The sequence below is a fragment of the Agrobacterium sp. MS2 genome (assembly GCF_003261015.1).
Taxonomy (GTDB): Bacteria; Pseudomonadota; Alphaproteobacteria; order Rhizobiales; family Rhizobiaceae; genus Agrobacterium; species Agrobacterium pusense.
In genome coordinates, this window is the sequence record NZ_QLNF01000086.1 from 574,482 (window position 1) to 595,468 (window position 20,987).

The following is a 20,987-nucleotide window of genomic DNA, read 5'->3' on the forward strand; positions in this document are numbered from 1 at the left end:
CAAAAAAACGGAGAACCACGATGAAGATTCTTGGATTGGCTATTGCATCCGCCCTGTCTCCGTTGCTGGTAGGGACAAGTGCGACCGCAGCCGATATCAACGGCAACTGGGCGCGGGGCGACGGCAAGGCGAAAGTGCTGATCGCTCCCTGCGGCGAGAAAATATGTGCGACAAACACATGGATCAAACCCGGCACCCAGAAAGAAAAGACCGGCGACCGCCTGATCATGGACATAAGGCCGGGCGAGACGGGCAATTACACCGGCACGGCCTTCGACCCGCAGCGGGATAAATCCTACAAGATAACGGTGACGGTGGCAGGCAACAACATGACTACGAAAGGCTGCATCATCGCCGGTCTGCTGTGCAAGGGCATAAGCTGGACCAGGATCGACTAGCCACGTCCCAGATCCTCCCTCTCTTGTCAACCAGACTAAAAAGTCGCCTGATCAATGGCAAAGGAAAAAATCGATGAAGACATATCTTGCCGCCTATTTCTTCACCCTGGTTGCCTTTCTGGTGATCGATTTCATCTGGTTGAGCACCATGGCGTCACGACTTTATCGACCGGCCATCGGCGATCTTCTGGCGGAAAATTTCCGTCTCGCTCCGGCGATCATCTTTTATCTCATCTACGCCGCCGGCCTTACTTTTCTCGCCGTGCGTCCGGCACTTATTTCGGGACAATGGAGCACGGCGCTGCTTTACGGCGCTGCCGTGGGCTTCATGGCTTATGCCACATATGATCTGACCAATCAGGCGACGCTGAAAAGCTGGTCGACGACCCTGACAGTTGCCGATCTGCTGTGGGGCACCTTCGTCTCCGCGGCAGCGGCCGTCATCGGCTTTCTTGTCACGGTACGCATCATTGGCCCGTTGGAAAACTCGGCAGGCTGGCCATGATGACCGTCGCCTCCTGCAGCCTGCGCCCGATGATCACAGGGCGTGTCCGGAACGAACTTCCCAAGCATCTCTTGTCTTCCTTCGAAAGACGATCCTATAAAGGAAGAATAGCAAGGAAGGTTCGAATGCAGGGCACAGAGATCGCAAGCCTTATCCACCGCGTCGGCATGGGTGATCGTTCAGCATTCGTCTCGCTTTACCGGGCAACAAGCCCGAAGCTTTTTGCGATCTGCCTGAAAATCCTGCGGGACAGAACGGACGCCGAGGAGGCGCTGCAGGAAATTTATATCAAGGTGTGGCAGCGCGCCCGCACATTTGCCGCCAGTGCCGGCAAACCGGCGACATGGCTCGCCACCATCGCGCGCAACCACGCCATAGACACGATTCGCGCCCGCAGACCTGCTGGCGATGACATTGACGAGGTATATGACCTCGTCGACGAAAGCGTTCGCGATCCTGAACAGCATGTTGTTCTGGCGGATGAAGGCCGCAGGATCGACGACTGCATGCGGGAACTTGAAACTGTGCACGCACAGGCAATACGCCGGGCCTATGTCGAGGGTCTGAGCTATCTCGAACTCGCCGACGAATTACGGGTGCCACTGAATACGGTTAGAACCTGGCTGCGGCGCAGTCTTATCAAACTCAGAGAGTGCATGCAGCGATGACGACGGGCGACCACAGCGGCGGAATGCACTCGCGCGATGAAATACTCGCAGGCGAATATGTGCTTGGTGTCCTGCCGCTTGAAAAGCGCCGCGAAGTGGAACAGCGTATCCAGGAGGACAGGGTCTTCGCGCAACTGGTGCAGCGCTGGGAGACCGAGTTTTCAGACTTTAACGCCGATTACCAGGAAGAGACGCCCAGCGCCGCTATTCTTGCCCGTATTCAAGAGCGTCTGTTCGGCAGCAGAGCGGTCAACACGAATGGCACCTTGTGGAACTCCGCATCTTTCTGGCGCTGGATATCTGTGGCCACCAGCGCAACCGCCGTGGCTGCCGTCGTTTATGCCGCGTTCCCGGAACAACGGGACGGCACAAGCCCGCTTGTGGCCGAGCTTGCGACAACCGACAGCCAGGTCAATCTCCTCGCGTCCTACGACGCGGAATCGGGCCGAATGCGTATCGTTCCCGTGGCGACCGGAAAGACGGACGAAAAGTCACTGGAACTGTGGCTCGTCATGGACAGCGGCAAGACCCGCTCGCTCGGCGTTTTCCAGCCCGGCACGAATGGCGACCTCGTCATTCCCGCCGACATGCGTGGCAATATAAAGGAAGGTACGACTTTCGCGATCAGTGTCGAACCATTCGGTGGTTCACCGACCGGTCAGGCAACCGGTCCGGTCATTGCTGTCGGCACCGCCCGGTGGGGTTGATGCCCCGCTGGGCCGTCTCCAGCCATGGTATTGTCATGCTGCCGCTGGAAAAGAAAGACGCAATTCCGTGTCCAGCATGGTGCAGAACCCAGGACTGGCAAGGGTGATCCGCCGTATCTGAAGCGGAACGCCGCGCTGCTGCGGCCGATCTCAATTTTACCGCCACCGCCATCCGTCTTTTCGCAACGTGCTGCAGCCCAACACGTAACCCACACCCGCGGCCAGGCAAAGTGAAGCCCAAGGACTTCTGCCGATCGCGCTACGTGCGGCACGGCGATTGATCCGGGCAACCGCATTTACAGACACCAAAGCCCGTGAAGCGGTTTCGCCAGCACGGACTTTCAAACTGTCGATCTCGGCGCGCAGTGCGTTTATCTCATCGCTCAATTGCGCTGCAAGGCTGTCATCGCGCTCCGCTACCTCTGCAAGCGCCGCGTCAACGAGGGGAGCGTCGGAGATTTGCGGCTGGACACCCGCGGGGTTCGGCTGTCCGTTGCCCTCTGATGCCGCGGGAACAGAACTGCCATGTTGTTGAAAGGTATTTTGGTTCATCGAAGCCTCCTTGATCAGCATCTAACCCGCGCCTCTCTCGGATGTTCCAGGACGAATGATTGCTTTGCGTCGCGTAAAGCCCTGGCCGGTGGGTCTTGCGAACACTTGCTTCAGCTATCGCACAACACCGGGACCGCGCCTCCTCAGACGCCGCCAACAAATGGGTCTAACTGTCGAAGGTTCTTTAGAGGCCGGCGACGCGAGACAAGACACATCGCAGACAGGGAATCGGTCTTGAATCCGGATTTGCCAGCGACGGCGATCGGGGGTGAAACTTTTTTGAGCGCGACGAGTTTGGTTCACGAGCAATGAAGCTCGCATTTCCCACAGCATGCAGTCATCCGCCATGCGGAGAATCTGCCCCCTTTCGGAGGAGATACCGTGAACTCTATCATTTACCTAGTCGGGCTGGTCGTGGTCGTCCTGTTCATTCTCTCACTGTTGGGGTTACGCTAATGGTTGATCCAATCGTTACTGACGCCAATCGGAGCTACGTCGACTGGCCTGCCATTTTTGCCGGTGCGTTTATTGCCTCCGGGGCAATGGCGGTTCTCACCGCGTTTGCCAGCGGATTGGGACTGAGTTCAATCTCGGCGGACAATGGCGGTGAGATCAGTTCAGTCTGGCTGATCATAACCGGCCTCTTCGTCGTCGTTTCTATGGTCGGCTCTTACATGCTGGGCGGTTACATCACCGGCCGGATGCGCAGACCCGCAGGGCAGGCGGACCGAAACGAATTGACCGTTCGTGACGGCCTGAATGGGCTGGTGGTTTGGGGGATTGGAACGGTCGTCTCGGCATTCCTGGCCCTGGGCGTTCTTTCAGGTGGTGCAAGAGCTGTTGGAAGCGCCGCCCAGACAGCAATTGAGGCAACCGGAACGGCGGTTGGTGGAGCGGCGCAAGGCGTCGGACAGGTCGCCGGGGGAATCGTTTCAGGAGCCGGCAGTGCCGCTGGCGGTATCGCGCAAGGGGCCGGGCAGGCAGCAGCGCCCAGCATCGAGCAGATGCTTCCGCAGGGCCTCAGGGCCAATCCGCTCGATTATTTTACCGATACGCTGTTGCGAACGGATGGACAGGCAGCGTCGCCGCAGGCCGATCAAACCGTCGGTGACTACCAGCGGCAAATAAGCGGCATCCTGGGAAATCTGCTGTCGACAGGCGAAATTTCCGACGCTGACAGAAACTGGCTCACGACACAGATTGCTACGCGTACCGGCATCAGCCAGACCGATGCCCAGAACAGGGTCAATCAGACGGTGGAGCGGGTGCAGGCCGTACGGACGGAAGCGCAGCAAAAAGTCGATGAGGCCCAAAAGCGCGTCGACGAAATGAAGGCGCAGGCAGAGAATGCGCTGGAGGATGCCAAGAGGCAGGCGGCTGACGTTGCGGAGAAAGCACGAATCACCGGCATTCTGACCGCATTTTTATTGGCGGCTTCAGCAATCGTGTCCTCTGCAGCAGCTTACATCGGCGCTGTTCACGGTGGTCGACATAGGGATGAAGGAAGAATCTGGGGCGGACTCGCCTACAGGAGATAGCCCTTCATATCTGCAGAGGAGTCCCGCCCGTCTCGGGCGGGGCCCCGATCATAAGCCAATACGCGCTCTTCGGCCTCATTACGCCGCGCCATCATCATCCTTCGACATTTCCGCCTCAATGACGCAGATCACACCGCTCTTCTCATAGACGAATTTCGTCTCGCCTTTCAATTCGGCGGACAGAAGCCGCTCGATGAGGGTCGAACCGAAACCCCTGCGCCGGGGCGGAGCAACCTCCGGCCCCCCTCGCTCCTCCCACACAATCCGCAGGCGGTTGTCTGCAAGAGGCTCGAATTGCCACGAGATGGATACCTGGCCGCCAGGCGCGGACAGTGCACCGTATTTTGCCGCGTTGGTCGCCAGTTCGTGGAGAGCAAGGGAAAGTGACACGACCGCTCTCGGGGGCAAGGGAACGCTAGGCCCGCCAATCTGAAAGGCGTCGACGGGATAAGGTGACAAGGCCTGCTGCATGACGGCCTTGAGATCTGCGTGCTGCCAGTCGGCGTGCACCAGCAGGTCCTGCGCTCTGCTCAGCGACGCCAATCTGCTGGTGAAGGCTTCCACCTCCTCGTGGTTTGCCTTGTCGCGACCAAGCGTTTGTCTCGCAATTGCCGTCACAGTCGCAAGGACGTTCTTGACGCGATGATGGAGTTCATTGACGAGAATGGATTTCAGCCGCTCTGCATCCTTGCGGGCGGTGATGTCGTGCGCCGTCTTGGAGGCGCCTATAACACGTCCGTTGGCGTCGCGGATCGGCGACACGCTGAGAAGCACCTCGACAAGCCGCCCGTCCTTTCGACGACGCTGCGTCTCGTAGGGTTCAACGAAACGGCCTGCCCTGACCTCCGTGAGGATCCTCGGCTCCTCTTCCTGCCTCACATCCGGCACCAACATCAGCACCGACCGGCCGACGACTTCATCCTGCGAATAACCATAGAGCTTTTCCGCAGCTGCGTTCCAGCTGGTGATCTTCATATCGAGATCGATGCCCATAATCGCGTCATTGGAAGAGGCGATCATCGACGCGAGGTGTTTCTCGATCTCCTGCGCGTGTCGTCTCTCGCCGATATCGACCGAAATGGCGACAGCTTGCAACATGTTTCCCCCGTCATCGCGGATTGCGGAGACCGAGTTCGCGACCCACACCAGACTTCCGTCACCACGGACGTAGCGCTTTTCTATCTCGAAGCTTTCACCGGTCTGAACCATGTGCTGGAACAGGCGCTGGTTTTCGGGAAGATCGTCGGCAAACGTAATCTCCTGCATGCGGATGCCGATCAGCTCGTCCCTCGGCCGACCGACGATCCGACAGAAATGATCGTTCACGCTGAGGAGTTTTCCGGTCAGATCGCCGAGGGCTATGCCAGCGGCCGACTGCGCGAAGATGGCCCTTAGACGCTCCTCGCTCTCTCGCAAAGCCGCATCCGCCTTCACCCGCTCGGTCGTTTCGTTGACGATGCAGGACACACCACGCACGGTGCCATCCTCATCCGCGACCGGAGAATACGAAATGTCGAAGTACACCGTTTCGGGGTAACCGTGTCTTTCGATATAAAATGGCCTGTCTTTTGCGGCGACCGTTTCTCCCTTCGCGAGGACGCGCTGCAGCAGCGGCTCAAGGTCGTCCCAGAGTTCGTTCCAGTATTCTCGGGCGGGTCTGCCGAATGCGTGTGGGTGCTTATTGCCTATGGTTGGCGCGTAGGCGTCGTTGTAGAATGCGACAAACTCCGGTCCCCAGAACATCACGATCTGCGCCTGTGAGGGAAGCATGATGCCGATGGCGGCATGCAGACAGGCAGGCCATTCCGATTTCGGGCCAAGTGGCCCTGATGCCCAGTCCACTGTGTCGAGGAGGCTGGATACGGGAACTGCGAGCGTGTTAACCTTGTCCAGGACGACGATCTCCACCTGAGGATTTATAGAAGCAGCCTATAGAACTTTCGGGTGCGAGCAAAGTGTCTGTCACGGTTGCGGCATGTTTCCTGTGTCCGACCGTCGATATCAGCCGAAAGTCATCATGGCCGATCGTATCTCAATCAAAGCCCCATATATCTCAATCCGAGCGGCCCACCCCCGATCACCTCCGCCTGGCTCTTGCAGTCCAGAGTCCTTTTTGGTGTGTCACTGGACCGTCTCGCTGCACTGCATGAACACACGCATGAAGGAGCGAGATGAAACTGCTTGCAAGCTATTTGGCCCGGCTTAAGAACGATACGCGTCACGTCAGCGATAACCGCGCTGCCTTTTAAATAAACCTCCGTGCGGCACCGGAGTGCTGCCAAACCGTATTATGATTGGCTACTTCGCCCCGAACCGCGGACGATACCTGCCGGGCCCCGTCACGAAATACAAAAACAGGGCCCCAACGATAGCCAGATTCTTGAAGAATTGCCCCTGCTGGGCAGAGCGCGCCTCTTCCGGGAAAGACGAGAACGCATGGCTGAGCAAGGTGGCGACATAGGTAAAAGCCAGCAGTATCGCACCTGTTTCCCGGGCCCTTACCCCGAATATCAAGGCAGCGGCACCGAGGATTTCTACCAAAATCACAAGATATACGACGAGGCCGGAAAAAGGCACGCCCTTTGCGGCCAAAGAACCCGCAAAGCCGAAAATTTCGAAGAGCTTGCCGACACCGGCCTGCAGCGCGCTGATCGAAAGGCGCCCAAGAAGAATTATCGCATCATTTATCTTTGCAGTCATTGGAAGTTGCTGTTGAATCTTGCTTCGGCACTCTCGGCAGATTTATCATCGCGCCGCGCCTGTGGGCGCTACGAAGCGGCATGATCCATGCCGCCTTCCCTTCACGGCGCGGGCTGCTGCCATCCGTACGCGCGCTTCTGGACTTTCTGGCGGATGAATATACAAGACTTTCGGCTTTCGAGAGAAAGCAAATTTTACCGTGAACCCCGCACAGGTGACCGTTGAACGCGCACGCTGGTTTCTGCGCACGTTGCGTAGTCAACGGTCGAACGGCCCCAATCCAGTATCAGTTTCTCCCGATCCTCACCTTTAGGCTGCTGCCTGGACGCCGCTTGCAGCTATCGATCAAGTTCCGCCGACCGAATGGAATGGCGTTGTTGTCGCCCGCGCCAACCATACGCAAGATAAGGAATCGTGCACCGAACCGGCAGCCACGTGCCGCTACGTATCAGGCCCTTGCGATTTGCCATACAGCGATCGCAGCTATTGCAGCCGGTATTGTGACGACAATCACGAAGATGGGCAGTTCCAGCATCACCGTGTAACCCGCTTTGGTCACGCCCACCCACAGGTTGACCAGCGCCATCGCAAGCCAGAGGGGAATGAAAGCTTTCGCGGCGACAGCCCCACTTGCCGAATCCTCGCCCCACAGCCAACCGAACAGGCAGAATACACCGAACAGGGCAATGCCGCCCAGAATCACCAACATCATATGCATGATGCCAACCTTTCATGCCTCGCAGGCGAGAAAGGGCGCTGAAGCCCGTTCCCCCGGTCGTTACTTGGTCGTATAGCCGCCGTTGACGAGAATGGTTTGGCCCGTCATCCACCAACCATCCGAGACCATAAAACGGATGTAGGGGACGATGTCCTCGATGTCGGTAAGTCCCGTCTTGGAGAAACCGGAGAGCGCCGCCGCGGTCTTGTGGTAGGCGACGGCATCCGCTCCCTCGGCGGGATAGAAAAACGGGGTGTCCATCGGGCCGGGCCCGATCGCCGTGACCGAGATGCCGCGCTGACCGAACTCCTTCGAGGCTGCGCGGGTGAAATGCTCGACCGGCGCCTTGGTGCCGGCATAGCTCGCATAGAAAGGTGTGAACGCGCCGAGCAATGAGGTCACCAGCGTTACCAGCTTGCCATTGTCATTAAGGTGCCTACCGGCTTCCTTGATGAAGAAGAATGCGGTTTTCGCGTTGACGGCACTCATTTCATCATATTCGGCTTCAGATATCTCCAGGATTGGCTTTTTGAGGACCTTACCCACCGTGTTGATTGCAATGTCAGGCCGGCCGATGGCAGCCACAGCCTCGGCGAACAGCTTTTCGACGGCGCCCGCCGTTGTCAGGTCGGCTTGCAATGCCACTGCCTCGGCACCGGCCGCCTTGACTGCGGCCACTGTTGCATCCGCCTCCCGTTTGGTGGCAGCGCTGTTATAATGGATCGCGATTGCTTTTGCGCCGTGTGAGGCGAGATCGCGTGCTATCAGCCCGCCCAAATTCTTGGCGCCCCCGGCGATGATGACGGTTTTACCCTTGATGCTGTGATCGGTCATGGATGGCCTCCTTTTGCAGATGGGCAGCCGCATCTGCGCCCGCCGTCGCCAGCCAGAGTATCGTCTGGATTTTCGTGATAAAGTCATCCATTCTGGTTTCACTTGTTTGAAACCCCGCACAATCTGAGGCTCTTGTGGATCGCATCGACCTCTTTCGTGTGTTCGCCCGCGTTGTGGAGTGCTCAAGCTTTACACGTGCAGCAGACACACTCGGCCTGCCACGGTCTACGGTTTCGGCTGCCGTTCTGGAACTGGAGGCGCGGGTCGGCGCCCGCCTGCTTCACCGGACCACCCGCAAGGTTTCAGCGACGCAGGATGGGTTGGCTTTTTACGAGAGGTGCCAGCGCATTGTCTCGGATGTCGAGGACACCGAGAACATCTTCCGACAAACCATCTCACGGCCATCGGGCAGGCTGAGGATCGACGTTCCGGGCCGGATCGGCCGGTTGATAATCGCGCCGGCCTTGCCGGATTTCCTTCATCGATTCCCTTTGATCGATATCGAGCTGAGGGTTACCGACCGCGCAGTCAATCTCATTGAAGAGAGTGTGGATTGTGTTTTGCGGGTCGGTGCCTTGACCGACTCCGGTTTGATCGCGCGACAGATAGGCAGGCTGCCACTCATCAACGTCGGCAGCCCAGCCTATTTTGCCGCGCATGGCACACCTTTCGCCCCGGACGATCTGTCGCAACATTGGGCAATTAACTACGCATCTCCTTCCACGGGGAGAATTGAAAGCTGGGAATGGCTGGAAAACGACACCGTTCGCTCGATGTCTATGCGTGCCCGCGTGACGGTCAACAGTGCAGAGGCCTATATTGCATGTTGTCTGGCAGGAATGGGTCTTATTCAGATACCTGCCTACGACGTCCGAGATCACTTGCAAAACGGCGCCCTGATCGAGGTGATGCCGGATTACAGGGCCCAATCCCTGCCCATGGCGCTGCTCTATCCACACAGGCAGCACCTCTCCCATCGTTTGCAGGTCTTCATAGACTGGTTGGAGGCACTGCTTAAGCGGGAGCTCCTGAGCGACGCCATTCTTCTTGAGGATTGACCTGGGGCCGAGACCAGAATGAGATTGTCCGGCAGCGGACCGATCACGCAAGACAACTGGCACTCAGGCAAATCACCACCGCGATAATGCTGGCGGCGAAGGCTCCATGACGCGCCCTCAACGCATGTGTCACCTTCCGGCATGATGGACACAGGCCGAAACAGTCATCATAGTGCAGCAATAGAGCGACGCTACGGTCCGTCACTGAATGGCGTCACGGGCAGAGGCCGGCTCTTCCGAGAGCGAAGAGAAAGTTCGGGCAACCATCCCTGCCTCGGCCATTATGGGATTCACTGGCCTGCCGGCTCAGCTGGATGCTCTTCTCATGTTAACGCGGTGCGCCGCGCTGGAGGACAAGGCGAATGAAAACGAGATTTCTCGGTGGGACTGTCCTCGCTTTGGTGCTCTCCACCGCAATTGCCTCCGCTCAGCAGGCCTCTGACACTGTCGCGCCCGAAAAAGCGACGGGAGCTGCAACTGCCAGACGTGTCGAGTCAAAGAGCTTCATGGTCGCCGCGGCCAATCCGCTCGCGGCTGAGGCGGGACGCGAGGTGATCGCAGCGGGCGGAAACGCCATAGATGCGATGGTGGCGGTGCAGACCGTGCTGGGCCTTGTCGAACCGCAGAGTTCCGGTCTCGGCGGCGGTGCCTTCCTGGTTTATTACCATGCAAAAAGCGGCAAGTTGACGACGTTGGACGGCCGCGAGACGGCGCCACGGGAAGCTACGCCTAAGCTCTTCCTGGATGATAAAGGTCAGCCGCTTAAATTCCTGGACGCAGTCATTGGCGGCCGTTCCGTTGGCACGCCGGGAACGGTGCGACTTCTGGAGGAAGCCCATAAACGGTATGGAGAAGCGGAATGGGCGAGCCTTCTGAAGCCCGCCGAAAAGCTGGCGACCGAGGGGTTCAAAGTGTCACCGCGTCTTGCCTCCCTCATCGCTTCGGAGGGCGACCGGCTGAAGAAATATGCAGAAGCCCGGTCATATTTCTTCGACGCCTCAGGGGCCGCCCTGCAAACCGGTGCCGTGTTGAAGAACCCGGCCTATGCCGAAACGCTTGCCGTGCTTGCCAAAGGCGGCGCCGACGCTTTTTACAAGGGGACAATCGCCGAGGCGATCGTCAAGACCGTGCGCGAAGCCGCCGACAATCCGGGCGTCTTGTCGCTGACCGACCTGTCCAACTATCGTGTGATCGAGCGCGCACCGGTCTGCTTCAATTATCGCGCTCTTGATGTGTGCGGGATGGGACCGCCGTCTTCGGGTGCCGTCGCCATCGGTCAAATACTCGGCCTGTCGGAGAATTTCGACCTGAAGAGCCTGGGGCCGAAGAATGTCGAAAGCTGGCGCATTATCGGCGATGCGCAACGCCTCGCCTTTGCCGACCGCGAGCGTTATGTCGCTGACGCCGATTTCGTCCCCCTGCCGATCAAGGGCCTGCTGGACAAGAGCTACCTAAGCGAAAGGGCAAAGCTGCTCGATGGCGACAAGGCGTTGGCCAAGGATGCCGTCAAGGCCGGCGAGCCTGAATGGGACCACGCGCTCCTTTTGGGCCGGGATGCGGCGCTCGAGTTGCCCTCCACGAGCCATTTTGTCATTGCCGACAAGGACGGCAATGTGGTCTCTATGACGACGACAATCGAAAACGGCTTCGGCTCGCGTCTGATGACGAATGGTTTCCTGCTCAACAACGAGTTGACAGACTTCTCGTTCAAGACTCACGACGGCGGCCTGCCGGTCGCCAACCGCGTTGAGCCCGGTAAACGGCCGCGCTCGTCGATGGCCCCGACTATCGTGATGAAGGATGGAAGACCCCTGCTCGCCATTGGTTCACCCGGCGGCAGCCAGATCATCGGCTATGTGGCACAGGCGCTGATCGCCTACATTGACTGGGGCATGCCCGTTGAGGCGATCGTCGCCCAGCCACATCTCATCAACCGGTTTGGCACATACGATATCGAGGCCGGCACCAGCGCAGAAGATCTGGTGGGATCGCTCAAGGCGCTGGGTTACGAGGTAAAACCGGGTGAAATGAATTCCGGTTTGCATGCCATTGAGATGACCCCCAAGGGGTTGGCCGGCAGCGCCGATCCCCGGCGCGAGGGAGCCGTTGTCGGAGAGTGAATGCGTCACGGCCACGAGCACCAGAACAGCGTGGAGGGTGTCTATCCGCCAAGATTGCAGGCACGAGGCGACAGTTCCCATATGATCTGGATACCTGACTAACGCCGCAGCCCATCCATGACCAGCCGGACGATCCTGTGCGCGCGGTCACGCCAATCCGGCCCTTCCGGTATGGAATAGATGCCGAAGAGCGCGTTCAGGACATCCGCACCTGCGATGTCTCCCTTTACGGCGTCAGCCTTGACGGCATTGTCGAGTAGCTCCTCGAACGCCGTATGCAACAGCTTCGAGCCCTCCGCAAAAAGGGCGGAGTTGGAGGTGAACAGGAGTTTCAGACTGTTGGCCATGCCCCTTTTTGCCGCCATGTAGCTAACAAACCGGTTCATCCATTCTTCAACGGCTTTCGCGGGCTCTTCTCCCCGGATCAGGTCGCGCGCGGCCGTCGCAAGAATTTCCAGCTCGCGCCGATAGACGCCCTCCACCAGATGTTCGCGCGTCGGGAAGTGCCGGTACAGCGTCCCTATGCCAACGCCTGCACGCCTGGCAATATCTTCCAGCGAAGCCGCCGCGCCCTGCTCTGAAAATGCCAGCGCCGCGACTTCAATCAGCTTTTCCCGATTTCGCCGGGCGTCTGCACGCAAAGGGGCCGGTTCAACCGGAGGCGTCTGCTCCTTGGGCACGTGAAAGGCCGCTCCATTAAAAAATAGCTTGACGGACGACTGCAAGCCACTAAGTTAAACGGAGGCGCCTCCGTTTATGGGTGCGCCATTCGCTTCTTTAAATCAGATATGAGGCGGATGTCATGCCGAAATCAACGATTGGCGCTGATGAGCTCCCGACAACTCCAGAGTTCCTGAGGAACTTAACCTTCTGTCGCTCATTCTGATGTCACAATGCAGGAGGCACTTATGACACGATCGGCCGATAGCATCAGACATAACGATAATCCCGCAGATTGGTTGCGTCGCAGTGCAGATGCCTCAATCTTGGCAACACCGCAGCAAGCTTTTTCCACTGACAGGGCCTACGACGTCCTGAACTTTGCCATCGAGACCATGAAGGCAGGGCTTGAGGTGGCGCTGTGCACCTTGGTGGAAATACGCGGAGGCTCGTCCCGGCCGCTTGGCGCGCATATGGCGGTCGCGGAGGATGGCAGGTACTGCGGATATGTTTCTGGCGGATGCACGGAAGCGGCTATCGCCGCCGAAGCCTTGCAAGCGATGAAGAGCGGCCATGATCGCTTCGTCATGCTGGGCGAAGGCTCGCCGTTCTTCGATATCGTGCTGCCCTGCGGAGGCGGCATTACGGTTGCGATTCATCTTGTCAGGAACGTTGAACCGCTCTGTTCCACCAACATGCAGGTCGATCACCGGCAATGCGCATCTCTTTGTTATGCACCGGGTCTCGAGCAACTTTCGCCCGGCCTCCAGAGCAAGCCGACCGGCTGGGATGGCGATGTCTTCGTCACCCACTATCGGCCAAAAGTACGGACGGTTTTTTCCGGGCGCTCGCTCGAAGTGGAAAACGCCGTCAGCGTCGCGAGAGCTGCAGGATACGACGTTGTTCTCCTTGAGGATTCGCCGGGAACCAACATCGATGTATCGTTGATTGATCCCGACACGGCCGTTGCAGTTCTCCAGCATGACCTGGATCGGGAAATCCCGTTACTTGAGGCCGCTCTGCGCGCATCGCCTTTTTACATTGGCGCACTCGGCAGTTCCCGCACCCATGAGAAACGCGTCGAGCGATTGCGCCAGAGGGGTCATTCGGATGAGTCAATCGCCCGGATCAAGGCTCCAATCGGCGTTTTCGGGCGGGCAAGAGACGCTCAGTCACTGGCGCTGTCGGTCATCGCCGACATCGCAGCGTCGCGACAGCTCAACGTAACAAACAGCTAGAGCAGAAGGTCGTCGAATCAACAAGCCGACGGCTGGTCACAGGCAAACCATTACCGTGAGTTCCATGGGTGCCGCGACAGATCCTCCAGCGCGGGCCTTCAGACGAGGGAGATGTCCAATGCGATTTAACATCAACGGAACGGCAGTGGAGGTCGAGGCAGACATCCGCACTTCGCTGCTTGATCTCATGCGCAACTATCTGGGATTTACCGGCACCAAGAAAGGGTGTGATCAAGGCGCATGCGGCGCGTGCACCGTTCTGGTGGATGGCGAGCGCATCAATTCCTGTCTCGCGCTCGCGGTCCAGTATCAGGGGCGTAACATCACGACTGTCGAGGGCCTCGCCGCAAACGGCAACCTTCATCCCCTGCAAAAAGCCTTCATAGAGCATGACGGCTTTCAATGCGGCTATTGCACACCCGGCCAACTCTGTTCCGCCGTCGGCATGGCGGGAGAAATTGAACGAAACATTCCGAGCGTCGTCACCGCCGATCTTTCGAGCGACAGCATCGCCGTCGACGACACCGAGATTCGCGAACGCATGAGCGGCAATCTCTGTCGCTGCGGAGCCTATAACGGCATCGTTGAAGCCATATCTGAAGCGCTGGTGCAGCAGACGGCGGTCCAAACCGATGAGAGGGCACGGGCATGAATATCTTCTCCTATCACCAGGCATCTGATGCTGGGTCGGCGATCGCGCTCAAACAGGCCGGGCCGGCGGCGAAATATCTGGGCGGCGGCACCAATCTTGTCGATCTCATGCGCGAGACGGTCGAAAGACCGGAAACGCTGATCGATGTCACGCGGCTATCGAGCAACATCGAACAGCGCACCGATGGCAGCCTGCTGATCGGAGCGGGGGTGAAGAACACGGCGCTCGCGGCCCATGGCGCGGTGCGGACCCAATTCCCGGTTCTCTCCCGGGCCATCCTGGCAGGAGCAAGCGCGCAGATTCGAAACGTCGCGACGGTCGGAGGCAATATCCTCCAACGCACCCGGTGTCGGTATTTCTATGACAATGCCGCCCATTGCAACAAGCGTGAACCGAGTTCGGGCTGCGACGCGCTGGAAGGTTTCAACCGCTACCACGCAATCCTTGGGGCATCTCAAAGCTGCATCGCGACCCATCCTTCAGACATGTGCGTTGCGCTCGTCGCACTGGATGCAATGGTGCACCTTGAGGGGCCATCCGGCACGCGCAGCCTGCCGCTGCGCGATCTTCACCGTCTGCCGGGCGACACACCCCAGATAGAAACGGCACTTCATCCGGACGAGCTCATCACGGCCGTCGAAATCCCAGCGCTGCCTTTTGCAAAAAGATCCGCTTACCGAAAGGTCAGGGACCGTGCGAGTTACGCCTTCGCTCTCGTTTCCGTCGCCGCGGCGCTTGATGTCGATAGCGCAGGTAACGTGAACGACGTGAGGCTGGCGCTCGGCGGCGTCGCGCACAAGCCGTGGCGCGCTCTCACGGCTGAATCGCATCTTAAAGGCCAGCCGGCAAACGCGAAGAGTTTCCGCGCTGCGGCGGAGGCCGAACTCGCGGACGCTGTCGGTTTACGAGACAATGCTTTCAAGATCGAACTGGCAAAACGCACTATTGTCGCCGTTCTGGAAGAACTGAAGGGAGAAAACGCATGAGCGCTGATACCCACACGCTGCCGGAAGCGGGCAGACAAGGTCGCTGGCAACCTGCCGTTACGAAAGATCCGCTGCTGCGCAAACATGGCGCCCTCGGGCAATCCATATCGCGCATCGAAGGTCCCATGAAGGTTCAGGGCAAGACGCGATTTGCGGCGGAATTTCCCTATGACAACATCAGCTATGCGGCGCTCGCTTTCAGCACCATTGCCCGCGGTCGCATCTCCGAGCTGAATGTGAGCGCAGCGGAGGCCGCACCCGGCGTCATTCTCGTCATGACCTACAGAAACGCACCGAGAATGAAGGCGCCGTCGCTGATGATGTCGTCTCCGACAGCTGCCGGGGCGAGCAATCTTCCCGTCATGCAAAACGACGAAATCCACTGGAACGGTCAGCCGATCGCTCTGGTTCTGGCCGAAACGCAGGAACAGGCGGATTACGCTGCATCGTTGGTCACGGCAAAGTATGAACTGCTGCCGGCGGTCACGTCCTTCGATGAAGCCAAGAAATCGCCCAGGCAGCTCGAAAACCTGCTTGGTCAGCCTCCATTTGTTGAAATCGGCGACGCGGAAGCCGCGCTTGCAAATTCGGAGGTGAAGGTCGATCTCATCTACAGAACACCACGACACAATCACAATGCCATAGAACTGCATGCAGCAACGATCGTCTGGAACGATGATGAGCTGCGCGTTCATGACGCGAGCCAGCTGCTAGACCTCACCACAGGCCAGCTCGCGGATATATTCGGGCTCGATATCAGCAAGGTCCATGTAACCTCGCCCTATGTCGGCGGTGGCTTCGGTGGGAAATGTTTCTGGGATCATCATATCCTGGCTTGCGCGGCAGCCAAACTTGCGGGGCGCCCCGTGCGCATCATGCTGTCGCGGGAAGGTGTCTTCAGGATCATCGGCGGTCGCACCGTAACCGAACAGCGCGTGGCCTTGGGTGCCAGGACCGATGGAACACTTAATGCGTTGATCCACACCGGAACCGCGGCGATGACGACGCACAATTCCTGTCCGGAACAATTCACCTTTCCGGCCCGCCATCTCTATGGCGCCAGAACGTTCCGCATCGGTCAGGATGTCGCCGATCTGGACATGCTGGCAAATACTTTCATGCGTGCGCCGGGCGAGTCCGTCGGGACTTTCGCACTTGAATGTGCACTGGATGAACTCGCGGAGAAATTGGAACTGGATCCCATCGAGCTGCGCCGGCGGATCGAGCCGGAAAAGGACCCGACGACCGGCAAGCCGTTCTCGTCGCGCTATCTCATCGAGGCTTACGACAAGGGCGCAGAGCAATTCGGCTGGGATAAAAGGAGCCGGACACCACGTCAAAGACGTGAAGGCGAATGGCTTATCGGCATGGGATGCGCCACCGCGACCTATCCTTACCATCGCTTTCCCGGCGGCGCGGCCCGGATCAAGCTGACAGCAGACGGCCATGTTACCGTGTCGACGGCCGTCCATGACATGGGTATGGGCACCGCCACGGCTCAGGTGCAGCACCTGGCGGCACGACTGGGCCTGCCGCTCGAGCATGTCACGTTCGAGTATGGCGACAGCAGACTGCCGAGAGGCGTGATCGCCGGAGGCTCCACTCAGACCGCCTCCATAGGCGGGGCGATCATTGCCGCAACCGAGGTCTTCATGGAAGAGTTGATCAAGCTTGCCGGGAATGACTCGCCCCTTGCGGGGCTGTCGCTTCCTGAAGTCGAGGCAAGAGATGGTGGGCTATCGCATGTGAACGATAGCAGCCGGTTTGAGAGCTACCAATCGATCCTCCAGAGGGCGGGTCGAGAAGAGTTCGTCTGCGAGGCAGAGGCACCAGCCCCAGCCGAAATGGAAGCTTTTTCAATGCATTCCTATGGTGCGCAGTTCTGCGAGGTGCGCGTCAGCGCACTCACCGGCGAGACGCGCGTCTCCCGCTTCCTGGGTTCCTTCGACGCCGGGCAGATCCTCAATCCCAAAATGGCGACCAGCCAATTCAAAGGCGGCATCATAATGGGCATCGGGCTTGCCCTGACCGAAGAAACCTATTTCGATGAGCGGACTGGACGCATCGTGAACGCCTCCCTGGCGGATTATCATGTGCCGGTGCAGATGGACGTACCGCCTATTGAAATCCTCTACACCAACAAGCCCGACCCGCAGGCGCCTATGGGCGCACGCGGCATCGGTGAAATCGGTATAACAGGGGTCGGCGCAGCCGTTGCAAATGCAGTCTATAACGCAACGGGTATTCGTGTTCGCGATCTGCCCGTCACCCTGGACAAGCTGATGGCCGGTCTCGACTGACGCGTTCGACAACATCAACGCCCTCAGCATTTCCGCCCCGGTCCAAACCGCTCGCCGCCGACACGGAGCGCCAAAATTCGAGGTCCAGCTTGGACCTCGACCCCGCCTGCAAGCGACAGCAATGTCGGTAAACGGTTCACAAAATCTGTCTGCCTGGATGGGCAGTAAGCCCTGCCCATCGGCAAAGAGCGCAGAGACCACCGGCATTACCCTTCGCCTATGGTTTTTTGCGGTTTGCATACCGTCGAGTTGGCCGCTCTGGCGGCCTCCTTAGCGCTCCGGGCATGACCTACGGCATTCGTTTGTTCCTGGGCGGATCACGCGGCAGTCATAGCGAGAGGTTAGCCGTTGTTGGCTGCGCTGAGGACGGCCTTGACCGAAGCCGTGGCGATGTCATCGTCGATGCCGATCCCGAAAACCGTGACGCCATCACGAGTGCGGCATTCCAGGTAGGCGACCGCTTGGGAATTCGCGCCGCGTTTCAGAGAATGTTCGTGATAGTCGAGGACTTCCAACGTCACCCCACAGCCCTCCTCCAGCGCCGAGACCGCACTGGAGATCAGGCCATTCCCACGACCTGTGATCGCAATCACACGACCTCTGTGACGGATGCGCCCGACAAAAACGCGTTCCTTCCCGGCGCTCCGACGGCTTTCATCCTGATAATCAACCAGTTCAAACGGCTGCGGCCCGGTTAGATGGTAAGCATCTTCGAAGATCGACCAGATCATAGCGGCCGTGATTTCCCTGCCGGTGCTCTCAGCGAACTCCTGCACACGGCGGCTGAGATCGATCTGAAGGGAGCGCGGCAGTTTCAAACCCTTGTCCTGTTCAATCACCCAGGCAATACCTCCTTTGCCGGACTGGCTGTTGACGCGGATGACTGCCTCGTATGTCTCGCCTATGTCCGCCGGATCAACTGGCAGATAGGGCATTTCCCAGATACCGTCATTGCGCTTTCTGTGGGCCGTGAACCCTTTCCGGATCGCGTCCTGGTGCGAGCCCGAGAAGGCTGTGTGCACCAGTTCGCCGGCATAGGGGTGGCGCGGGTGCACCGGCAGTCCGTTGCAATGCTCGACGGTATTCACGACATCGCGGATCGCGGGAAAATAGAGTTTCGGATCGATCCCTTGGGTGTAGAAATTCATTGCCAGCGTCACCAGGTCCACATTGCCGGTCCGCTCGCCATTCCCGAACAGGCATCCCTCAACACGGTCGGCCCCGGCAAGTAACGCCTGCTCGGCCGCCGCCACGGCCGTTCCCCTATCATTGTGAGGATGCACGCTGATAACCACCGCATCACGGCGCGAGATGTTGCGGCCGAACCACTCGATCTGGTCGGCATAAACGTTGGGTGTCGCGACTTCGACCGTTGCCGGCAGGTTGAGGATCGCTGGACGTTCGGAGGTCGGCTGCCAAACGTCCAACACCCGTTCACAAATCTCAAGCGCAAAATCAGGTTCGGTGAAGCAGAAGGTTTCGGGCGAATACTGAAAGGTCCAGTGGGTGTCGGGTCGCTTCAGGCTTTCCTCCAGCATCGCCGTGACGCCGGTGACGGCCAGATCGATGATCTGATGCCGCTCCATCCCGAAGACCACGCGGCGGAACAGCGGAGCCGTTGCGTTATAGAGGTGAACGATCGCCCGGCGCGTGCCCTCGAGCGCTTCGAAGGTGCGGACAATAAGATCTTTACGGGATTGGGTAAGCACCTGAATCGTTACGTCGTCGGGAATCCGATCTTCTTCGATCAGCGCACGGACAAAGTCGAATTCGGTCTGTGACGCCGATGGAAAGGCGATCTCAATTTCCTTGAAGCCTACGGCGAGCAGCATGTCGTAAAAGCGTAGCTTGCGTTCCACATCCATCGGATCGGCAAGCGCTTGATTGCCGTCGCGCAGATCGGTGGACAACCAGCGGGGCGCTTTCGTGAGCCGGTTGGACGGCCACCTGCGGTCCTGCAGCTCGATGGGAGAGACGAAAGGGCGGTATTTGATTTCAGGATTGGTCAACATGGCGTGATCCGTTGCGATGCGTTTTGTGAAGGATTCGACACGGCCATTACGATCGCCGAGAAGCCGTCAGGCCCGACGATCGCCGGTAAGTCGCAACACGTCGCAAACCGTTAAACAGGCAAACGCATGGGCCGCGCGTCCAACGGCCACGCCGAGCGCCGCAGGACACGGCTCTTCGATGCAGTCAATAAGGCGGTTGCGGTCGGTCACCTGGCGAAAACTCTCTGCTGTTAGATGGCCTACCGTAGTGAGCGCGAAGCTGATATTCTAACGCCGGATGATCATCGATCGTCGCAAAAGGATCAGTTTTGAAAAGCGGCATAAACATTACCAACGAGATCGCCGTCATCACCCACGACGAAAACCGCTTTTCGGGGCCAAGGCACAGTCACGAAGAGGCTCAGCTTCTATATGCCGTCAGCGGGGTTGTATCGATCAGGACGGATCGCGGCACCTGGGTCGTTCCGCCAAGCCGGGCGGTCTGGCTACCGCCCAAGCTGGCGCACGAAACGTCGAGCCATGCAGGCGTGCAGTTCCGGTCACTTCTGATTGACACAAGCGGAATAGGGGGGCTTCCCGACGAATGCCTTGTGGTGACGATCACCCCTCTTTTGCGGGAATTGATTCTGAAACTTGCCGAGCTTGCCGAGAAGCCACAAAGTCGGGAGCAAGCGGACGCCGTCGTCAGGCTGCTCCTGATGGAACTTTCCTTTCAGCCAGCGCAGCCGCTCAACCTGCCGATACCGAAGCATTCCGGCTTGGCGCAAATGTGCGAGCAGGTCCGTACCAATTTGGCGGAAAATCTCTCCATCGAAGATGCAGCGACCAGGCTTCACATGAGCAGAGCCACCTTTATGCGGACATTCAGGCGTGAAACCGGCATGAGTTTCGGGCAATGGCGTCAACAGGCCCGGATGCTTGATGCCTTGACGATGCTGGCAGAAGGCAGAAGCGTCCTCGATGTCGCCCTTGAGTGTGGCTACAATAGCCCAAGCGCTTTTTCTGCCGTGTTTCGCCGATCACTCGGGTGCCCGCCCAGCACTTATTTTTAAGCCAGACCGGATTCTGGTCATCACCTCGTTTAGCGCATCGACTGCGCGTTTGCATGCCAGACGATCAAGCCTCCGCAATTCAGTTGCAGTCAATCCCGCATGAGGCTGAATTCGGCTTGTCGCGCTGATCCGTCCACCCCTGTGCAACCCGCATCGCCACCGCCAGTCAACAACTTGAACGCCGTAACGGGTCCGCCAAACCCGCGAGGTTAAACCGACAGACCGAACGGTTGCTGAGCGACGAGATGCACGACTTTCGCTCCCCGCGGAATCCAGCCATTGATCACGT

At 58.8% G+C, this 20,987-nt stretch carries 19 protein-coding genes; 12 read left to right on the forward strand and 7 right to left on the reverse strand.

The window, feature by feature from the left end; all coding sequences use genetic code 11:
* Positions 1-20: 20 nt before the first annotated feature.
* From DOU54_RS25560 to DOU54_RS25575, 4 genes are all read left to right on the forward strand, one after another.
* Positions 21-398: a DUF2147 domain-containing protein gene (locus DOU54_RS25560; RefSeq protein WP_072493340.1), complete on the forward strand. Its 378-nt coding sequence runs from the start codon at positions 21-23 to the stop codon at positions 396-398.
* A 73-nt stretch (positions 399-471) separates the two neighbouring features.
* Positions 472-903, forward strand: a complete 432-nt coding sequence (locus DOU54_RS25565) for a DUF2177 family protein (protein WP_004445929.1) — start codon at positions 472-474, stop codon at positions 901-903.
* 125 nt (positions 904-1,028) lie between these two features.
* On the forward strand, positions 1,029-1,571 hold the full coding sequence (locus tag DOU54_RS25570; RefSeq protein WP_072493448.1) for a sigma-70 family RNA polymerase sigma factor: 543 nt from the start codon (positions 1,029-1,031) through the stop codon (positions 1,569-1,571).
* Positions 1,568-2,278 (forward strand): anti-sigma factor, encoded by a 711-nt coding sequence (locus DOU54_RS25575; RefSeq protein WP_072493341.1) that lies wholly within the window; start codon positions 1,568-1,570, stop codon positions 2,276-2,278. Before DOU54_RS25570 ends, DOU54_RS25575 begins: the two co-directional genes overlap by 4 nt.
* Before the next feature lie 156 nt (positions 2,279-2,434).
* On the opposite strand, the gene DOU54_RS25580 is transcribed toward DOU54_RS25575, so the two are convergent.
* Positions 2,435-2,851, reverse strand: a complete 417-nt coding sequence (locus DOU54_RS25580) for a hypothetical protein (RefSeq protein WP_072493342.1) — start codon at positions 2,849-2,851, stop codon at positions 2,435-2,437.
* A gap of 434 nt (positions 2,852-3,285) precedes the next feature.
* On the opposite strand from DOU54_RS25580, the gene DOU54_RS25585 reads away from it, so the two are divergent.
* Entirely contained in the window at positions 3,286-4,368 is a 1,083-nt protein-coding gene (locus tag DOU54_RS25585) for an ATP synthase subunit B family protein (RefSeq protein WP_113732040.1), read from the forward strand.
* Between the two features lie 78 nt (positions 4,369-4,446).
* On the opposite strand, the gene DOU54_RS25590 is transcribed toward DOU54_RS25585, so the two are convergent.
* The 4 genes from DOU54_RS25590 to DOU54_RS25610 form a co-directional block, all read right to left on the reverse strand.
* Complete coding sequence (locus tag DOU54_RS25590; protein ID WP_113732041.1) at positions 4,447-6,276, reverse strand: PAS domain-containing HWE histidine kinase family protein; 1,830 nt, start codon at positions 6,274-6,276, stop codon at positions 4,447-4,449.
* Positions 6,277-6,666: 390 nt separating this feature from the next.
* A complete protein-coding gene (locus DOU54_RS25595) occupies positions 6,667-7,068 on the reverse strand; it encodes a DoxX family protein (protein ID WP_072493343.1) in 402 nt (133 codons plus the stop codon).
* A 448-nt stretch (positions 7,069-7,516) separates the two neighbouring features.
* Entirely contained in the window at positions 7,517-7,786 is a 270-nt protein-coding gene (locus tag DOU54_RS25605) for a hypothetical protein (protein ID WP_072493344.1), read from the reverse strand.
* Positions 7,787-7,846: 60 nt separating this feature from the next.
* The gene (locus DOU54_RS25610; protein ID WP_113732042.1) at positions 7,847-8,620 is read right to left on the reverse strand and encodes an SDR family oxidoreductase; all 774 of its coding nucleotides are present in this window, start codon (positions 8,618-8,620) and stop codon (positions 7,847-7,849) included.
* Between the two features lie 134 nt (positions 8,621-8,754).
* Here DOU54_RS25610 and DOU54_RS25615 point away from each other — a divergent pair, with 134 nt between their 5' ends.
* Together DOU54_RS25615 and ggt are read left to right on the forward strand one after the other, a co-directional pair.
* On the forward strand, positions 8,755-9,678 hold the full coding sequence (locus DOU54_RS25615; protein ID WP_113732043.1) for a LysR family transcriptional regulator: 924 nt from the start codon (positions 8,755-8,757) through the stop codon (positions 9,676-9,678).
* 362 nt (positions 9,679-10,040) lie between these two features.
* Complete coding sequence (ggt, locus tag DOU54_RS25620; protein ID WP_113732044.1) at positions 10,041-11,798, forward strand: gamma-glutamyltransferase; 1,758 nt, start codon at positions 10,041-10,043, stop codon at positions 11,796-11,798.
* A gap of 98 nt (positions 11,799-11,896) precedes the next feature.
* Here ggt and DOU54_RS25625 read toward each other — a convergent pair whose 3' ends face one another.
* Positions 11,897-12,478: a TetR/AcrR family transcriptional regulator gene (locus DOU54_RS25625; RefSeq protein WP_193603460.1), complete on the reverse strand. Its 582-nt coding sequence runs from the start codon at positions 12,476-12,478 to the stop codon at positions 11,897-11,899.
* Positions 12,479-12,706: 228 nt separating this feature from the next.
* On the opposite strand from DOU54_RS25625, the gene DOU54_RS25630 reads away from it, so the two are divergent.
* The 4 genes from DOU54_RS25630 (at position 12,707) to DOU54_RS25645 (ending at position 17,634) form a co-directional block, all read left to right on the forward strand.
* Positions 12,707-13,696 (forward strand): XdhC family protein, encoded by a 990-nt coding sequence (locus DOU54_RS25630; protein ID WP_113732107.1) that lies wholly within the window; start codon positions 12,707-12,709, stop codon positions 13,694-13,696.
* A gap of 118 nt (positions 13,697-13,814) precedes the next feature.
* On the forward strand, positions 13,815-14,348 hold the full coding sequence (locus tag DOU54_RS25635) for a 2Fe-2S iron-sulfur cluster-binding protein (protein WP_022563126.1): 534 nt from the start codon (positions 13,815-13,817) through the stop codon (positions 14,346-14,348).
* Positions 14,345-15,334 (forward strand): FAD binding domain-containing protein, encoded by a 990-nt coding sequence (locus tag DOU54_RS25640; protein ID WP_022563127.1) that lies wholly within the window; start codon positions 14,345-14,347, stop codon positions 15,332-15,334. Before DOU54_RS25635 ends, DOU54_RS25640 begins: the two co-directional genes overlap by 4 nt.
* Positions 15,331-17,634, forward strand: coding sequence for a xanthine dehydrogenase family protein molybdopterin-binding subunit (locus tag DOU54_RS25645; protein WP_113732045.1), 2,304 nt, complete (start codon positions 15,331-15,333; stop codon positions 17,632-17,634). Before DOU54_RS25640 ends, DOU54_RS25645 begins: the two co-directional genes overlap by 4 nt.
* A gap of 341 nt (positions 17,635-17,975) precedes the next feature.
* Here the strand turns inward: DOU54_RS25645 and leuA are convergent, their stop codons facing one another.
* The gene (leuA, locus tag DOU54_RS25650; RefSeq protein ID WP_113732046.1) at positions 17,976-19,646 is read right to left on the reverse strand and encodes a 2-isopropylmalate synthase; all 1,671 of its coding nucleotides are present in this window, start codon (positions 19,644-19,646) and stop codon (positions 17,976-17,978) included.
* 308 nt (positions 19,647-19,954) lie between these two features.
* Between leuA and DOU54_RS25655 the strand changes: the two genes are divergently transcribed.
* Entirely contained in the window at positions 19,955-20,698 is a 744-nt protein-coding gene (locus tag DOU54_RS25655; protein ID WP_113732047.1) for an AraC family transcriptional regulator, read from the forward strand.
* The last annotated feature ends 289 nt before the right edge of the window (positions 20,699-20,987 follow it).

Bases quoted from the DNA above. Each gene is read 5' to 3' on its own strand.
- DOU54_RS25565 (WP_004445929.1), top strand. From the start codon at position 472: ATGAAGACATATCTTGCCGCCTATTTCTTCACCCTGGTTGCCTTTCTG.
- DOU54_RS25585 (WP_113732040.1), top strand. From the start codon at position 3,286: ATGGTTGATCCAATCGTTACTGACGCCAATCGGAGCTACGTCGACTGG.
- DOU54_RS25560 (WP_072493340.1), top strand. From the start codon at position 21: ATGAAGATTCTTGGATTGGCTATTGCATCCGCCCTGTCTCCGTTGCTG.
- DOU54_RS25630 (WP_113732107.1), top strand. From the start codon at position 12,707: ATGACACGATCGGCCGATAGCATCAGACATAACGATAATCCCGCAGAT.
- DOU54_RS25605 (WP_072493344.1), bottom strand. From the start codon at position 7,786: ATGCATATGATGTTGGTGATTCTGGGCGGCATTGCCCTGTTCGGTGTA.
- leuA (WP_113732046.1), bottom strand. From the start codon at position 19,646: ATGTTGACCAATCCTGAAATCAAATACCGCCCTTTCGTCTCTCCCATC.
- DOU54_RS25595 (WP_072493343.1), bottom strand. From the start codon at position 7,068: ATGACTGCAAAGATAAATGATGCGATAATTCTTCTTGGGCGCCTTTCG.
- DOU54_RS25610 (WP_113732042.1), bottom strand. From the start codon at position 8,620: ATGACCGATCACAGCATCAAGGGTAAAACCGTCATCATCGCCGGGGGC.
- DOU54_RS25640 (WP_022563127.1), top strand. From the start codon at position 14,345: ATGAATATCTTCTCCTATCACCAGGCATCTGATGCTGGGTCGGCGATC.
- DOU54_RS25575 (WP_072493341.1), top strand. From the start codon at position 1,568: ATGACGACGGGCGACCACAGCGGCGGAATGCACTCGCGCGATGAAATA.
- DOU54_RS25645 (WP_113732045.1), top strand. From the start codon at position 15,331: ATGAGCGCTGATACCCACACGCTGCCGGAAGCGGGCAGACAAGGTCGC.
- ggt (WP_113732044.1), top strand. From the start codon at position 10,041: ATGAAAACGAGATTTCTCGGTGGGACTGTCCTCGCTTTGGTGCTCTCC.
- DOU54_RS25635 (WP_022563126.1), top strand. From the start codon at position 13,815: ATGCGATTTAACATCAACGGAACGGCAGTGGAGGTCGAGGCAGACATC.
- DOU54_RS25570 (WP_072493448.1), top strand. From the start codon at position 1,029: ATGCAGGGCACAGAGATCGCAAGCCTTATCCACCGCGTCGGCATGGGT.
- DOU54_RS25580 (WP_072493342.1), bottom strand. From the start codon at position 2,851: ATGCTGATCAAGGAGGCTTCGATGAACCAAAATACCTTTCAACAACAT.